This window comes from Streptomyces sp. NPDC090798 (genome assembly GCF_044768965.1).
GTDB lineage: Bacteria > Actinomycetota > Actinomycetes > Streptomycetales > Streptomycetaceae > Streptomyces.
The window spans coordinates 33,767-47,585 of sequence record NZ_JBIVXA010000027.1 but is presented as its reverse complement, the minus strand read 5'-3'; the positions used below and the strand labels follow the sequence as shown (position 1 = coordinate 47,585).

13 protein-coding genes are annotated in these 13,819 nt (G+C 71.9%); 4 read left to right on the top strand and 9 right to left on the bottom strand.

What is annotated here, in order from left to right:
- Positions 1-388: 388 nt before the first annotated feature.
- Positions 389-1,414, bottom strand: a complete 1,026-nt coding sequence (locus ACIQTP_RS39715) for an SGNH/GDSL hydrolase family protein (RefSeq protein ID WP_402042596.1) — start codon at positions 1,412-1,414, stop codon at positions 389-391.
- Between the two features lie 143 nt (positions 1,415-1,557).
- Here ACIQTP_RS39715 and ACIQTP_RS39710 point away from each other — a divergent pair, with 143 nt between their 5' ends.
- A complete protein-coding gene (locus ACIQTP_RS39710; protein ID WP_054237278.1) occupies positions 1,558-2,952 on the top strand; it encodes a cystathionine beta-synthase in 1,395 nt (464 codons plus the stop codon).
- Positions 2,953-3,409: 457 nt separating this feature from the next.
- Here the strand turns inward: ACIQTP_RS39710 and ACIQTP_RS39705 are convergent, their stop codons facing one another.
- The 4 genes from ACIQTP_RS39705 to ACIQTP_RS39690 form a co-directional block, all read right to left on the bottom strand.
- Entirely contained in the window at positions 3,410-3,844 is a 435-nt protein-coding gene (locus ACIQTP_RS39705; protein WP_402042599.1) for a hypothetical protein, read from the bottom strand.
- Positions 3,845-3,947: 103 nt separating this feature from the next.
- Complete coding sequence (locus ACIQTP_RS39700) at positions 3,948-4,613, bottom strand: carbonic anhydrase (RefSeq protein ID WP_403409119.1); 666 nt, start codon at positions 4,611-4,613, stop codon at positions 3,948-3,950.
- A 131-nt stretch (positions 4,614-4,744) separates the two neighbouring features.
- Positions 4,745-5,257 (bottom strand): cysteine dioxygenase, encoded by a 513-nt coding sequence (locus ACIQTP_RS39695; protein ID WP_403409116.1) that lies wholly within the window; start codon positions 5,255-5,257, stop codon positions 4,745-4,747.
- A complete protein-coding gene (locus tag ACIQTP_RS39690) occupies positions 5,254-6,153 on the bottom strand; it encodes an amidohydrolase (protein ID WP_403409114.1) in 900 nt (299 codons plus the stop codon). The genes ACIQTP_RS39695 and ACIQTP_RS39690 overlap by 4 nt, the downstream gene beginning before the upstream one ends.
- Positions 6,154-6,351: 198 nt before the next feature.
- On the opposite strand from ACIQTP_RS39690, the gene ACIQTP_RS39685 reads away from it, so the two are divergent.
- The gene (locus ACIQTP_RS39685; protein ID WP_403409111.1) at positions 6,352-7,356 is read left to right on the top strand and encodes a LacI family DNA-binding transcriptional regulator; all 1,005 of its coding nucleotides are present in this window, start codon (positions 6,352-6,354) and stop codon (positions 7,354-7,356) included.
- Positions 7,357-7,649: 293 nt separating this feature from the next.
- Here ACIQTP_RS39685 and ACIQTP_RS39680 read toward each other — a convergent pair whose 3' ends face one another.
- From ACIQTP_RS39680 to ACIQTP_RS39665, 4 genes are read right to left on the bottom strand one after another with little or no spacing between them, the layout of a single operon-like run.
- Entirely contained in the window at positions 7,650-8,582 is a 933-nt protein-coding gene (locus ACIQTP_RS39680) for an ABC transporter substrate-binding protein (RefSeq protein WP_403409108.1), read from the bottom strand.
- A gap of 14 nt (positions 8,583-8,596) precedes the next feature.
- Positions 8,597-9,265, bottom strand: coding sequence for an ABC transporter permease (locus ACIQTP_RS39675; RefSeq protein WP_403409105.1), 669 nt, complete (start codon positions 9,263-9,265; stop codon positions 8,597-8,599).
- 1 nt (position 9,266) lies between these two features.
- Positions 9,267-9,908 (bottom strand): ABC transporter permease, encoded by a 642-nt coding sequence (locus ACIQTP_RS39670; RefSeq protein ID WP_403409102.1) that lies wholly within the window; start codon positions 9,906-9,908, stop codon positions 9,267-9,269.
- Positions 9,905-10,954 carry an ABC transporter ATP-binding protein gene (locus tag ACIQTP_RS39665; protein WP_403409100.1) on the bottom strand — a complete coding sequence of 350 codons (1,050 nt, stop codon included), beginning with the start codon at positions 10,952-10,954 and terminating at the stop codon, positions 9,905-9,907. The genes ACIQTP_RS39670 and ACIQTP_RS39665 overlap by 4 nt, the downstream gene beginning before the upstream one ends.
- Positions 10,955-11,096: 142 nt before the next feature.
- On the opposite strand from ACIQTP_RS39665, the gene ACIQTP_RS39660 reads away from it, so the two are divergent.
- Together ACIQTP_RS39660 and ACIQTP_RS39655 are read left to right on the top strand one after the other, a co-directional pair.
- Positions 11,097-12,836: an aromatic amino acid ammonia-lyase gene (locus ACIQTP_RS39660; RefSeq protein WP_403409098.1), complete on the top strand. Its 1,740-nt coding sequence runs from the start codon at positions 11,097-11,099 to the stop codon at positions 12,834-12,836.
- A complete protein-coding gene (locus ACIQTP_RS39655) occupies positions 12,833-13,783 on the top strand; it encodes a MurR/RpiR family transcriptional regulator (protein ID WP_403409096.1) in 951 nt (316 codons plus the stop codon). Before ACIQTP_RS39660 ends, ACIQTP_RS39655 begins: the two co-directional genes overlap by 4 nt.
- Positions 13,784-13,819: the final 36 nt, after the last annotated feature.

Below are 13,819 nucleotides of genomic sequence, written 5' to 3'. Positions count from 1 at the left end.
TTACCCGCCCGTACCGCCCGGGTCACCGCTCCGACGGTGTGACTAGGACCGCATTTCTAAGCGCTTGCTTTCCTCACCTGGATTGCTGGAGGCATCCAGGGGCGCGAGGATCCGAGGCGCATCCCCGCCCCCAGAGACGCGGCGAACCGGGGCGCAGCCCCGCCCTGAGGGGCGCGGGGAACGGCGCGCCAAGCCCCCACCGGCGGGCAGCCGAGGAAGTTCGGGCGCCGGGGGTTTCGGGGCGCAGCCCCGCGCTGAGGGGCGCGGGGAACGGCGCGCCAAGCCCCCACGCGCCCGCAGCGAGCGAACACACTCCCGCGCCCGCAGCGAGCGAACACACCCGGCGCCCGCAGCGAGCGAACACGCCCCCGCACCCGCAGCGGGCGTCTCACGCGGACGGCGTCGGCGCGGGAGCCGGATCCGTGGCGGGGACGCGCCGGCGCCGGCGGCGCTTGAGGAGGGCCCACGGGCCCCGCGGTCCCGTGGGCATGGCGGCCGTGACCTCCGTGCCCGGCTCGGACGCCGCCTCCGCCGCGGCCCGCGCGACCGGCAGGAAGCCCTCGTGACGGGAGACGTCCGGGCGTTCCTCCTCGGCCGGCCAGAGGCCCAGCGCCGCGCAGACGGTGGGGAGGACGGCCATCGCCGCCGTCGCGTACCCCTCCGCCGAGGGGTGGTAGTTGTCGGGGCCGAACAGCTCGCGCGGATTCGCCTCGAACTCGGGGCCCAGCAGGTCGCCCAGCGAGACGGTACGGCCGCCCTGCTCGACCGCGCCGATCGTCTGCGCGGCGGCGAGCTGGCGCGAGGCGCGGCGGGCCAGCCAGCGCAGCGGCTGCTGGACCTGCTCGACCGTGCCCAGGTCGGGGCAGGTCCCGACGACGACCTCCGCCCCCGCCGTACGCAGCCGTCGCACCGCGGCCGACAGATGGCGCACCGACCGCGTCGGCGGCATCCGGTGGGTGACATCGTTGGCGCCGATCATGATCACGCAGATGTCCGGCACCCGCGAGGTGTCCGCGAGGGCGACCGCGACCTGACGGTCGAGGTCGTCGGACTGGGCGCCGGGCAGCGCGACGTTGCACAGCTCGACGGGGCGTTCGGCGACCGCCGCGAGCCCGGACGCCAGCAGCGCGCCGGGCGTCTGGCGGGCCCGGTGCACGCCCTGACCGGCCGCCGTCGAGTCACCCAGCATGGTCAGCCGCAGCGGCGGCCCGTCCTGCACGGCGTACGCGTACCCGTAGAGACCATCGGCGCGCGGCGCGTGCGCGTGCCCGTTGCCCACATGGCGCTTCGCCAGCTGCACCTCGGCCAGCACCACCCCGACCGCCGCGGCACCGACCAGCCCGATCCCGCCGCCGCCGTACGCCGCGCCCGCCGCGATCCGCCGTGCCACCCTCGCCCTCGACAAGCTCGACATACGTCGCCGCCACCTCCTCGTAGCCGTACAACCACTGCTTGCCCCGTGGAGCAGGTCGGCCAATCTCAACGGCGAGTGAACCGTCACCCAGGGCCTTAGGCTGACGGGACCATTCCTGTTAAAACGCAGCTCCGGAGACAACGGTGCAATTCCACGACTCGATGATCAGCCTCGTCGGCAACACCCCGCTGGTGAGGCTCAACAACGTGACCGCAGGTATCCAGGCGACCGTCCTGGCGAAGGTTGAGTACTTCAACCCCGGCGGGTCCGTGAAGGACCGCATCGCCCTGCGCATGATCGAGGCCGCGGAGGAGAGCGGCGCCCTCAAGCCCGGCGGCACGATCGTCGAGCCGACCAGCGGAAACACCGGGGTCGGGCTGGCCATCGTGGCCCAGCAGAAGGGCTACAAGTGCATCTTCGTCTGCCCCGACAAGGTGAGCACGGACAAGATCAACGTGCTGCGGGCGTACGGCGCCGAGGTCGTCGTCTGCCCCACGGCCGTCGACCCGGAGCACCCGGACTCGTACTACAACGTCTCCGACCGGCTGGTCCGTGAGACGCCCGGCGCCTGGAAGCCCGACCAGTACTCCAACCCGAACAACCCCCTCTCGCACTATCACTCCACCGGCCCCGAGCTGTGGGAGCAGACGGAGGGGAGGATCACCCATTTCGTGGCGGGCGTCGGCACCGGCGGCACGATCTCCGGGACCGGGCGCTATCTGAAGGACGCGAGCGACGGCAAGGTCAAGGTCGTCGGCGCCGACCCGGAGGGATCCGTGTACTCCGGCGGGTCCGGGCGGCCGTACCTCGTCGAGGGCGTCGGTGAGGACTTCTGGCCGACGGCCTACGACCGGACGGTCGCGGACGAGATCGTGGCCGTGTCCGACAAGGACTCCTTCCAGATGACGCGGCGGCTCGCGAAGGAGGAGGGGCTGCTCGTCGGCGGTTCCTGCGGGATGGCCGTGGTCGCCGCGCTGCGGGTGGCCGAGCGGCTCGGACCCGACGACGTCGTGGTGGTGCTCCTGCCCGACAGCGGGCGCGGTTACCTCAGCAAGATCTTCAACGACGAGTGGATGGCCGACTACGGGTTCCTGGAGGACTCCGGCCCGAGCGCGCGCGTCGCTGACGTGCTGAACGACAAGGTGTCCGGCGCCATCCCCTCCCTCGTCCACATGCACCCGGACGAGACGGTCGGCGAGGCCATCGAGGTGCTGCGCGAGTACGGCGTCTCGCAGATGCCGATCGTCAAGCCGGGCGCCGGTCACCCGGACGTGATGGCCGCCGAGGTCGTCGGGTCCGTCGTGGAACGGGAGCTGCTCGACGCCCTGTTCACCCAGCGCGCCTCGTTGCAGGACCCGCTGGAGAAGCACATGTCGGCGCCGCTGCCGCAGGTCGGCTCCGGCGAACCGGTCGGCGACCTGATGTCCGTGCTCGGCAGCGCCGACGCGGCGATCGTGCTCGTCGAGGGCAAGCCGACCGGTGTCGTCAGCCGCCAGGACCTGCTGTCCTTCCTCGCCAAGGGCGGCGCCAAGCAGTAGGAGCCGACGGGAGCGCCCCGCGGGCAAGAAGGCGCCGGTCGGGGCGATTTCCGCAGGCGGCGGGAGGATATTTCCCGAAGTTCCCCTCCTGAGGGGGATCTTCCCGTCTTTCGGCGGGGAACTTCGCGGAAGTGGTACGAGCGCGTCACGTCCGCGCAGCACCCGCTTAACACGGATCCGGCACATTAGTGGGTGTCGGCAGGGCGGGAGCGGCTCCCCGCCTCGGCCGACGCCAAAACGGCGCCAAGGACCTCCGGAGCGGCTCCCGGACCTCCATGGACGCCACGGACGCGCAAGCCCGGCCCTGACCCGGCCCGCGTCCCTCGCGGGGACCGCCGTCGTCCCGCCCCCCGGTAACGGGGGTGCGGCGGTCCCCGCGCAACACGTGGAGAGGGCCCGGCACCTGTCACAGGTGCCGGGCCCTTCCGCGTCTTTGCGCCCGAAACGGCGCCGCTGACTACTCGTCCCAGTCGGAGTCCTTGCCCCTGCGGCGGCCGAAGATGTTCGGGGTGACGCGCGCGGCCTGGACCACGTTGACGCCCACGATGCCGGCCCAGGCGACCAACAGGCCGGGCAGATGCGCCACGCCGCCGCCGATCGCGGACAGAGGGACCGCCAGGACGAGCGACACGATCCCGAAACCGAAGCGCTCCCCCCACGAATCCGACGTCCCCTGCGGGGAGCGCGTACCGCGGGCCACCACCATCTGCTGCTCGGCCAGCTGCCGCCGTACCCGGCGGTCCACCGCTCCGTCGAGGCGCTGTTCGACCTTCTCCAGGAACGAGTCGACGAGCGCGGACTCGTATTCCTCGCCCAACTCCCTGCGCGCGTGCAGGGTGGCGTCGAGTTCCTTCTTCAGTTCGGCGTCGCCGCCCGCTTCCCTACCGGTCATGCTGTTCAGGGTAGGGAGCGGCGGCTCCCGGGGCACTGGGGATAGCCCCCCTGTTGGGGCTGGGCTGCACCCCCGGGGGCATGTCCGGGGCCTGCACCCCGAGCTAGGGGAGGAGGGCGACCAGGCTGGTGTCGAGGTCGAACCGCGCGGCGGCCACATGCGCCGCGGTGAAGGCCGGGTCCGCCCGGATCGCGTCCCGGACCCAGGCCGCGTGCGCCCGCACGGTGTGGTCGGCCCAGTCCCCGGGCACCGCCCGGGTACGGAGCGCCGCGGGCGTGATCTCGTCCACCAGAAGGGCGAGATGGCCGGGCACGGGTGCCCCCGTGCGGAGGTGTTCGAGCGTCGCCGCGACGGCCCCGCAGCGCTCGTGCCCCAGCACCAGCACGAGGGGAACGCCCAGCTCCTCCACCCCGTACTGGACGGACGCGAGGACCGCCTCGTCGAGCACCTGCCCGGCGGTCCTTATGCACAGCAGGTCCCCGATCCCCTGGTCGAAGACCAGCTCGGGCGGGACCCGGGAGTCGATGCAGCCGACGACGACCGCGAACGGGTGCTGCCCGGCGGCGAGGACATGCCGCCGGGCGCGCTCCTCGTGCGGATGACGTGGCCGCCCGGCGGCGTACCGCCGGTTGCCCGCGAGGAGTTCGTCGAGCGCCGCGCGGGCGTTCGCCGGCCGGGAGCGGGGGGCGGCGACGGCCGGAGCCGACGCTGTGGTGGTGAGTACGGAGGCGGTGGTCGCCGCCAGAAAGGCCCTGCGGTTCGAGGGCATGACGCTCCCTCAGGAGTTGTGCCTGTAGCGCTCCATCACCGTAGGCGCACACTCTCTCACTCTGAGTATCGATTTAATGATCCTTGGTTGAATCGTCGTCGGATCATCGCTGCCGCGATACCGCCCCTTGATCAGGCTGCGGAGCTGTCCGCGGGAAGGTCCAGGGGCCGCAGCTCGTCCGCGTACGAGACGGAGATACGGCGCATCAGGCCGTCCTCGGTGATGTCGTACTGGCCCAGGCGCCACAGCGGCGGCGAGTACGCGTGGATCGACACCGCGTCGTCGGTGGCGCCGGTGAGACGGTGGATGTGATCGGGGCCGAAGCAGAAGGACTCGCCCGCGCCGACGGTGACGGACAGATGGCTGCCGCCGATGCGCGGGTTGGACTCGGTCAGCGCGCCCTGCACGACGCCGACCGCACCGGAGGAGATGTCGTGGTCGTGCCAGCCGGTGTCGTTGCGCCGGGTCCAGCACAGCAGCCAGACATCGACGTACTCGTCGCGGTACAGCGACGCGTAGTGCCGCTCCTCGTCGGAGAACGCGACCTGTTCGCGCCAGAGTTCGGGGCGGCCGGCGAGGTCGTCGACGAGGGCCTGGAGCTCGCGCTTGTCGAGCGTGCGGTCCGGCAGGGCCTCGTACGTCATGGGGTGGCTCCCTTCAGGAGGCGGGCGGGGTTGGCGGTGCGCAGGGCGTGGACGGCGGCGGCCGCGCCGAGGTCGGGAACGGTGGGGGAGGCGTAGGGGCGGTCGCTGCCGCTGACGACCACGTCGACGCCGACGGCCCGCACGAGCGCGTCCACGGCGCGGGTCCCGTACGACGAGGTCTCGTAGAAGGCGTCGAAGTCGACCTCGCCGCGCCCGCCGCCGCGCGCCGCGAACCGTTCGCCGTGCAGCGGGGCGAGGCCCGCGAGGGCGGCGAAACAGACACGCAGACGGGGGTGACGGGCGCGGCCGAAGGCGCGGAAGGCGAACCAGGACGCGTGCATCTGGTGGACGTACGGGACCAGCGCGGGCCACCAGGGCGGGGTGCCGGGGGTGAGCGGAGCCGTGCCCGGGTGCACGAACAGCGGCTTGTCGTGGCGGGTGAGGACGTCGAGGAGGGGTGCGCAGAAGTCCCAGCCGGCCGCGTCCAGCAGGGCGGTGGCGGGGAGTTGGAGGCCTGCGCAGCCCCGGCGGAGTTCGCGCTCGACCGCGTCCGGGTCCGTGTCCGGTTCCGACAGACAGGCGGAGGCCCAGACGCCGAAGGGGGCCGGGAGCGCGAGGGCGCCGTCGTGGAAGGCGGCGAGCAGTGGGGCGGCCTCGGCGGCCGGCAGGTGTTCGATGCCGAGCGGGCTGGAGAGGGAGACCAGGGCCAGGTCCAGACCGTCGGAGTGGGCGAGTGCGGTGCGGGCCGCGACGTCGTGGTCGGCCGGGTCGACCTCGTACGGCGGCTCGCCCGTCAGGTGCAGGGTCCAGCCGTCGAGGTACGGGGGTGCGGTGCGGGCGCGCAGCAGCTCGACGAAGGCGGGCGGCCAGATGTGCTGGTGGACGTCGGTGGGCACGCGGCGTTCCTCGGGTCCTCGGTCTTCGGTCTTCGGGGAGGGATGGGGTGGGGTGGGGTGACTGGTCTGAGCGTGGTTAACCGGTTCACTTATGCGGTTAACTTAAGCGGTTAACAAGCCTCTCTGTCAACCATGCGCCCCTGGGGTGGAGGGCGCCGTATGCCCGCGATGTGGACGTGTCCCGGTAGGCTTCCCGGCATGGCCAGGCCCAATAAGCGCACCACCCTCCGGGAGGTGGCCGAGGCCACTGGTCTCTCCACCGCCGCCGTCTCCTACGCCCTGCGTGGCAAGCACGTCTCGAAGGAGACGGAGGAGCGGGTGCGCAAGGCCGCCGCCGACCTCGGCTACGAGGCCGACCCCATCGCCCGCGCCCTCGCCAGCGGTCGTACCAGCATGGTCGGTGTCCTGGCGGGCGACCTCCAGGACCTCTGGCAGCAGCAGCTGATGGCCGCCATCGGCCGGGAGCTGCTGGCCGGCGACCGCTACGCGCTGATCCTCGACGCGGGCGGTGACCCCGACCGTGAGCTGAAGCTCGCCAAGCAGCTGCGCGACCAACGTGTCGACGCGCTGCTGGTGTCGCCGGTGAACCCCTCTGCCGAGGGGTGGGCGGCGATCGCCGAGGCGTTGCCGGTGGTGGCCGTCGGGGACTCGCTCAGCACGGCCCGTACCGCCGGGCAGGTCATCTTCGACAACCGGGCCGGCATCGACGCCGTCCTGGAATATCTGTACGGGCTCGGCCACCGCCGGGTGACCGTGCTGACCCCGACCCGGCCGAGCACGCCCGACCGGCCCGCCGACGTGTACGTCCGCGAGGCCGCGGAACGGCTCGGGCTCCTTGCCGAACTGGTCCCGTGCCCGCAGGAGTTGGGCGAGGCCACGGTCGTCGCCCGACGCCTCCTTGACGGGCCCCGGCCCGCGACCGCCGTCTTCTGCTTCTCCGACTCGCTGGCGTACGGGGTGTACGCCGCCGCCGCCGAGGCCTCGCTGTCCGTCGGCCGGGACGTCTCCGTGGTCGGCTTCGACGACCACCCCGTGTCCCGGGTGCTCACCCCACCGCTGACCACGGTGGACTGGGGCCTCCCGGAGATCGCCGCGGAGGCCGCCCGCCTGACCGTCGCGGCGATCGAGGGGAAACGGGTCCGGAAGAAGCGGATCCTGTGCGCGCCGAGGATGAGCGAACGGGGCTCAGCGGTCCGGGTGTAGCCCCACAGGGTTCCTCGCCCCCGCCGCCCCTACCCGTCCCATCCCTGGGGGCTGCGCCCCCAGACCCCCGCCAGGGGCGCTGCGCCCCCTGGACCCCCGCACCGGCTGAACGGCCTCGTCCTCAAACTCCGGCCGGCCCGAGGCTTCAGGGGCGCGGGGAACCGCGCGCCCAGCCCCGGCCCCCACGCACGGGGCGTGGCTTTAGGGGCGCGGGGAACTGCGCGACCGGCCCCCGTGCACCCGCAGCCGAAGAACCACCCACTGGGTCTGGGGCGCGGCGCCAAGGGAGGGATTCATGCCAGCTTCTTGCTCTTCAGCCACGCGTTGGCGACCGCGTCCGGGTCCTTCTTCTCCTTGTCCACCAGGCGGTTGAGCTTGGTCAGTTCCTCGGAGGTGAGGACGTTGCCGAGGGCGGCCAGGGCCTTGCGGACCTTCGCGTCGGCCTTGCGGGAGGCGATGAGGGGGACGATGTGCTGGGAGGGGATCAGGTTGAGGGGGTCGGTGAGGACGACCCAGCCGTTCTCGATGACGTCCACGTCCGTGGTGAAGACGTTGGCGACGTCGATGTCGCCCTTCTTCAGGGCGCCCTTGACCAACGGGCCCGAGGAGTCGAGGGACTTGAACTCCTTGAACTCCACCCCGTAGCGGTCCTTGAGGCCCACGACGCCGACGACCCGCTTCTTCATCTCGGCGGCGGCACCCAGGACCAGTTTGCCGTTGGCCTTGCGCAGGTCGGCCAGGGAGGTCAGACCGTACTTGGCCGCCGTCTCCTTGGTGACGGCAAAACTGTCGCGGTCCTCGGCCGCCGCGTAGGGGAGGACTTCGAGGCTGTTGGGGAGCACGGTCGTCAGCGTGTTCTGCATCGCGCCGGCCTCGGTGTCCGTGGCCTTCGCGTCCAGGTAGAGGAGCAGGCTGCCCTGGTATTCGGGGAGGAGATCGATGTCGCCGCCCTCCAGCGCGGGCACGACGATCTCGCGTGAGCCGAGGTTGGGGCGGACCTTCGTCTTGACGCCCGCGGCGTCCAGGACACCCGCGTACAGGTAGCCGAGGATCTGGTTCTCGGTGAAGTTGGCGGTGCCGATGGTCACGCCGCCGGCACTGGATCCGGAGCCGCCGCCGCTGCCGCTGCCGGAACTGTCCAGCGAGGTGATGCCGCTGCTGCAGGCGGCCAGGGCGGGGACGGAGGCCGCGGCGAAGAGGCCGCCGAGCAGAGTCCTACGGTTCATGGTTCTTCGGCTCCTCAGTGGGCGGAGGTACGGCGGAGGAAGAGGTAGCGCTGGAGTCCGGCCAGCGCGAGGTCGAGCACGACGGCGACGATCGCGACCAGCGCCGCCCCGCCGAGGACCTGGACGAGGTCGCGCTGCGCCAGGCCGTCGAAGACGTACCGGCCAAGACCGCCGAAGCTGACGTACGCGGCGATCGTGGCGGTGGACACCACCTGGATGAGGGAGAGGCGCAGGCCGGTCATGATCAGAGGGAGGGCGAGCGGGATCTCGACCTGGAAGAGGACTTGGTGGCCTCGCATGCCCTGCCCGCGCGCCGCGTCCTTGACCTCAGGGTCGACGGCGCTCATACCGGCGTAGGTGTTGGTGACGATGGCCGGTACCGCGAGGACGACAAGGGCCACGTACACCGACCACAGCGACAGGCCGCTGACCAGGAAGACCAGGACGACCAGGCCCACGGTCGGCAGCGCCCGGCCGAAGGAGGACAGGTTGATGGCGAGGAACGCGCCCTTGCCGGTGTGACCGATCAGCAGGCCCAGCGGCAGCGCGATCGCGGCCGCGATGAGCGTGGCGAGGAGCGAGTACTCCAGGTGCTCGGCGATCCGGTGCGCGATGCCGTCGGTGCCGGCCCACTGATCGCCGCTGACCAGCCACTTGGCGAGGTTCTTGAAGAGTTCGTACATGTCAGGCTCGCCGCCTCGTCCACGGAGTGAGTACGTACTGGATCGCGACCAGCAGCGCGTCCGCGACCAGCGCGAGCAGCAGGGTCAGGACCACGCCGACGATCACCGGCGTCGGGAAGTTGCGCTGGAAGCCGTCCGTGAAGAGCTGGCCGAGTCCGCCGTCGCCGATGTAGGTGGCCACGGAGACCAGGGAGATCGACATGACCGTCGCGATCCGCACGCCCGCCATGATCACGGGGAGGGCGATCGGGAGTTCGACGGTGAGCAGGGTCCGCAGCGGGCGGGTGCCCATCGCCTTGGCGGCTTCCTTGGTCTTCACGGGGACCGAGTCGAGGCCCTCGACCGTGTTCCGGAGCAGGACGACCAGGGTGTAGACCGTCAGGCCGATGACCGTGGTGGTGCGGGTCAGGCCGCTCACCGGGAGCAGGAGGACGAAGATCGCGATCGACGGGATCGTGAAGAGGACGTTCGAGAGGCCGAGGAGCACGCCGCGCAGGGCGCGTACCCGGTGGGCCACGACGGCCAGCGGGAGGGAGATCAGCAGGCCGAAGAAGACCGCCAGCAGCGCGGCCTGGAGGTGGGAGAGGGCGAGGGTGGTGAGGTCGTGGGTGTGGTCGCCGATCCAGGACCAGTCGACGGTCATATCGCCACGCTCGCGGTGCCGTGGGTGCCGTGCGCCTTGCTCGCGTGCTCGTGGATGTCGTCGCGGGAGGTGACGCCGGTGAGCACGCCGTCGGCGTCCACGCGTGCGACCAGTCCGGTGGGTGAGGCGATGGACTCGTTGAGCGCCGCCAGCAGGGAGTCGGTGTCCTTGAGCGGTCGTACGGGGAGTTCGGCGTCGTCCGTCGTCGCACGCCAGTGCCGCGGCTTGCGGGCCTCGTCGAGGACGAGGGTCCAGGCGCCGCCCTCGGGGGCCGGGCCCTGCGGCACGTCGGCGAGGTGCTGGAGCGAGAGGAGCTTCAGGCCCCGCTCGGCACCGAGGAAGTCGGCGACGAAGTCGTCCGCGGGGCGGGCGAGCAGGTCGGCCGGGGTCGCGCACTGCACCAGATGTCCGCCGGTGCGGAAGATCGCGATCTGGTCGCCGAGCCGGACGGCCTCGTCGATGTCGTGGGTGACGAAGACGATGGTCTTGCTGAGCTCCTTCTGGAGGCGGAGCAGTTCGTCCTGGAGCTGGGTGCGCACGACCGGGTCGACCGCGCCGAAGGGCTCGTCCATGAGCAGGACGGGCGGGTCGGCGGCGAGCGCGCGGGCCACGCCGACGCGCTGCTGCTGGCCGCCGGAGAGCTGGTGCGGGTAGCGCTTGCCGGCGTCGGCGGCGAGGCCGACGGTCTCCAGGAGCTCGGCCGCCCGCGCCCTGGCCTTCTTGCGGCCCCAGCCCAGCAGCAGCGGCACGGTGGCGATGTTGTCGAGCACCGTGCGGTGCGGGAAGAGGCCGGCCTGCTGGATGACGTAACCGATGGAGCGGCGCAGTTCGGCCGCGTCCTGCTCGAGGACGTCCTTGCCGCCGACGCGGATGGTGCCGGAGGTCGGATCGACCATCCGGTTGATCATCCGGAGGGTGGTGGTCTTACCGCAACCGGAAGATCCGACGAGGACGGTCACGCCGCCTTCCGGCATCTCCAGAGAGAGGTCGTGGACTGCTGTGGTGCCGTTGGGGAAGCGCTTGTGGACCGTGTCGAACTGGATCATGAGGTGTCCCTTGCCCGGCCTGCATATCGTCATGCAGAGTTCTCTGTACCTGAATAGGTTGTCAACGGTCCGGTGTTAATCGCTGGTTACTTATGACCACCAGGCAAGATCCAATGTCGGGATTGAGGGGAGTTTGGGCTCTATGTCGTCTCGAAATGCGGACACGCCGAGTGCGGTGGTGGCCGGTCTCACCGCCGGTCTCGTGGTGCTCGACGGGTGCAGCACCGGTGTCGCCGACATCGTGCGGCTCGCCGACGGGGCCGCGCGGCCCGTTCCCGGCACCGAGGCGATGAAGCGCGTCGAGCAGTCCTGGGACGCCGCCCGGCAGATCGCCGCCACCGGTCGTGTCTACGGGCGCTCCACCGGCGTCGGCGCCAACCGGAACGAGGACGTGCCGACCGAGGCCGCCGCAGAGCACGGTCTGCGCCTGCTGCGCAGCCACGCCGGTGCCATCGGCGAGGAGCTCCCCGCCCGCCAGGTACGGGCCATGCTCGCCGTCCGCGCCAACCAGCTCCTGGCGGGCGGAGCGGGCCTGCGGCCCACCGTCGTCACGGCGCTGTGCGAGGCCCTGGAGACCGGCGCGTATCCGGTCGTGAACGAGTTCGGGTCGGTGGGTACGGGAGACATCGCGGCGCTGGCCCAGGTGGGGCTGGCGCTGGTGGGGGAGCATCCCTGGCGGGGGCCGGATGCCTCACGGACGCCGGCCGTGTCGGCCGTACCGTCCGGGCCGCCCGTATCGTCCGGGCCGCGGTCCCAGGGTCAGGGGGAGCGGCTCGCGGGGCAGGGAGTGCCGGCCCAGGGCCAGGGCCAGGGCCACGATCCGTTCGCCCAGGGGCTGCCGTCTCTCGGTCTCGGGGAGAGGGTGACGTCCTTCGGGGAGGAGGTGTCGTCCCTCGGGCAGGGCCTGCCCCCCGAACCCCAGCCCCTCGACAACAACGACGCTCTCGCCCTCATCAGCAGCAACGCCCTCACCCTCGGACAGTCCGCGCTCGCCCTGGACGAGCTGCGGGGGCTGATCGAGGCCACACAGGTCGTCGCCGCGCTGTCACTGCTGGCCGTCGACGGATCGCACGAGGCGTACGCGGCGCCCGTGCACGCCGCGCGCCCGCACAAGGGCTCGGCCGAAGTGTCGCGCCGAATGCGGGAGTTGATCGGAGCGGCGGACCGGCCCACCCCGCCGCTCGGGCGGATCCAGGACCCGTACGGCTTCCGCTGCGTCCCGCAGATCCATGGGCCCGCGCAGGACGCCGCGGACGCCCTCGAAGGGGTCCTGGTCGTCGAGATCAACGCCGCCGCCGAGAACCCCCTCATCTCGCCCGAGGACATGGCCGCGTATCACCACGGCGGCTTCTACCAGGCCCAACTCGCCCTCGCCCTCGACCACTTCAGGCTCGCCGTCACACAGGTGGCGCGGCTGTCGACCTCCCGGCTCTCCACCCTCAACGAACCCGCCTACACCCGCCTGCGCCCCTTCCTCGCCGACCACGAGCCCGCGTCCTCCGGCGTGATGATCCTGGAGTACGCCGCCGCAGCCGCCCTCGGCGACCTGCGCGCCTTCTCCGCGCCCGCCTCGCTCGGCCACGCTGTACTCTCCCGGGGCGTCGAGGAACAGGCGAGCTTCGCCTCGCTCGCCGCACGGCAGACACTGCGGGCGTGCGGTGCCTACCGTCTCGTCGTGGGCTGCGAACTGGTCTCCGCCGTACGGGCGCTGCGCCAGCGCGACCTGCGGCCCGACCCGGCGCTGCCGGTCGGACGGGCGATGGAACTGGCCGAGTCCGTGCTCGGCCTGGACCAGACCGACCGGCCGCTGACGGACGACGTGACGGCGGCGGCCGCGCTGCTCGACCGGTTCACGGACATCTGGAGGGGGAGCGAGTCATGAGCGTGGACAGGAGCATGGACGTGAGCGCGGAGGCGAAAGCCGGCGTGAAGGCCGACGTGAACGCCGGCGCGAAGGCCGACGTGAACGCCGGCGTGAAAGCCGACGAGAGCGTGCTGGACAGTCCCGCCGGGCGCCTGCAGGCGCTCTTCGAGGGGCACCGGCTGACGCCCACCCAACGGCGCATCGCGCACAGCATGGTGCGCAGCGCCGCCGACGTGCCGTTCCTCTCCAGCGTCGAACTCGCCGAACTCGCCGGGGTCAGCCAGCCCTCCGTCACCCGCTTCGCGGTCGCGCTCGGCTTCGACGGCTACCCGGCGCTGCGCAAGCACCTGCGCGAGGTCGCGCCCACCGAACAGGCGGCGGCCCCGGGTTCGTACAACGAGTACCAGCAGGCCGTCGAGGCCGAGATCGAGAACCTGAAGCACCTCGCCGAGGTGCTCGCCGACCCCCGCCCGGTGCAGCGCGCGGGACGGCTGCTCGCCGCCTCCCGTCCGCTCCCGGTACTCGGGCTGCGCGCCGCCGCCTCCCAGGCGTACGGCTTCGCGTACTTCGCCGCCAAGGTCCACCCGGACGTACGGCTGCTGCACGAGGGCGGCACCATGCTGCACGACCGCATCGACGCGGCCGTCCACGCCGGAGCCACCTCCCTGCTCTGCTTCGCGCTGCCCCGCCACCCGCGCGAGGTCGTGGACTCGCTCGCCTACGCCAAGGGGGCCGGGCTGACGGTGGTGACGGTCGCGGACTCCGCGTTCGCGCCCGTCGCCAAGGTCTCGGACCTCCTCCTGCCCGCCGCCGTCGGCACCGGGCTCGCCTTCGACACGGCCTGCTCCCCGATGCTCCTCGGGCGCGTCCTGCTGGAGGCGATGTGCGACGACATCCCGGACGCCCAGACGCGACTGGAGGAGTTCGACGCGCGGGCGGCGGCCAGGGGCCTGTTCGTGGAGTAGTCACGGTTCGGTGGAGTGGCCCGGCTTCTCAGACTC

Coding starts and splice junctions, on each gene's coding strand:
- ACIQTP_RS39715 (WP_402042596.1), bottom strand. CDS start 1,414: ATGTCGAGCTTGTCGAGGGCGAGGGTGGCACGGCGGATCGCGGCGGGC.
- ACIQTP_RS39705 (WP_402042599.1), bottom strand. CDS start 3,844: ATGACCGGTAGGGAAGCGGGCGGCGACGCCGAACTGAAGAAGGAACTC.
- ACIQTP_RS39700 (WP_403409119.1), bottom strand. CDS start 4,613: ATGCCCTCGAACCGCAGGGCCTTTCTGGCGGCGACCACCGCCTCCGTA.
- ACIQTP_RS39695 (WP_403409116.1), bottom strand. CDS start 5,257: ATGACGTACGAGGCCCTGCCGGACCGCACGCTCGACAAGCGCGAGCTC.
- ACIQTP_RS39685 (WP_403409111.1), top strand. CDS start 6,352: ATGGCCAGGCCCAATAAGCGCACCACCCTCCGGGAGGTGGCCGAGGCC.
- ACIQTP_RS39680 (WP_403409108.1), bottom strand. CDS start 8,582: ATGAACCGTAGGACTCTGCTCGGCGGCCTCTTCGCCGCGGCCTCCGTC.
- ACIQTP_RS39675 (WP_403409105.1), bottom strand. CDS start 9,265: ATGTACGAACTCTTCAAGAACCTCGCCAAGTGGCTGGTCAGCGGCGAT.
- ACIQTP_RS39670 (WP_403409102.1), bottom strand. CDS start 9,908: ATGACCGTCGACTGGTCCTGGATCGGCGACCACACCCACGACCTCACC.
- ACIQTP_RS39665 (WP_403409100.1), bottom strand. CDS start 10,954: ATGATCCAGTTCGACACGGTCCACAAGCGCTTCCCCAACGGCACCACA.
- ACIQTP_RS39660 (WP_403409098.1), top strand. CDS start 11,097: ATGTCGTCTCGAAATGCGGACACGCCGAGTGCGGTGGTGGCCGGTCTC.
- ACIQTP_RS39655 (WP_403409096.1), top strand. CDS start 12,833: ATGAGCGTGGACAGGAGCATGGACGTGAGCGCGGAGGCGAAAGCCGGC.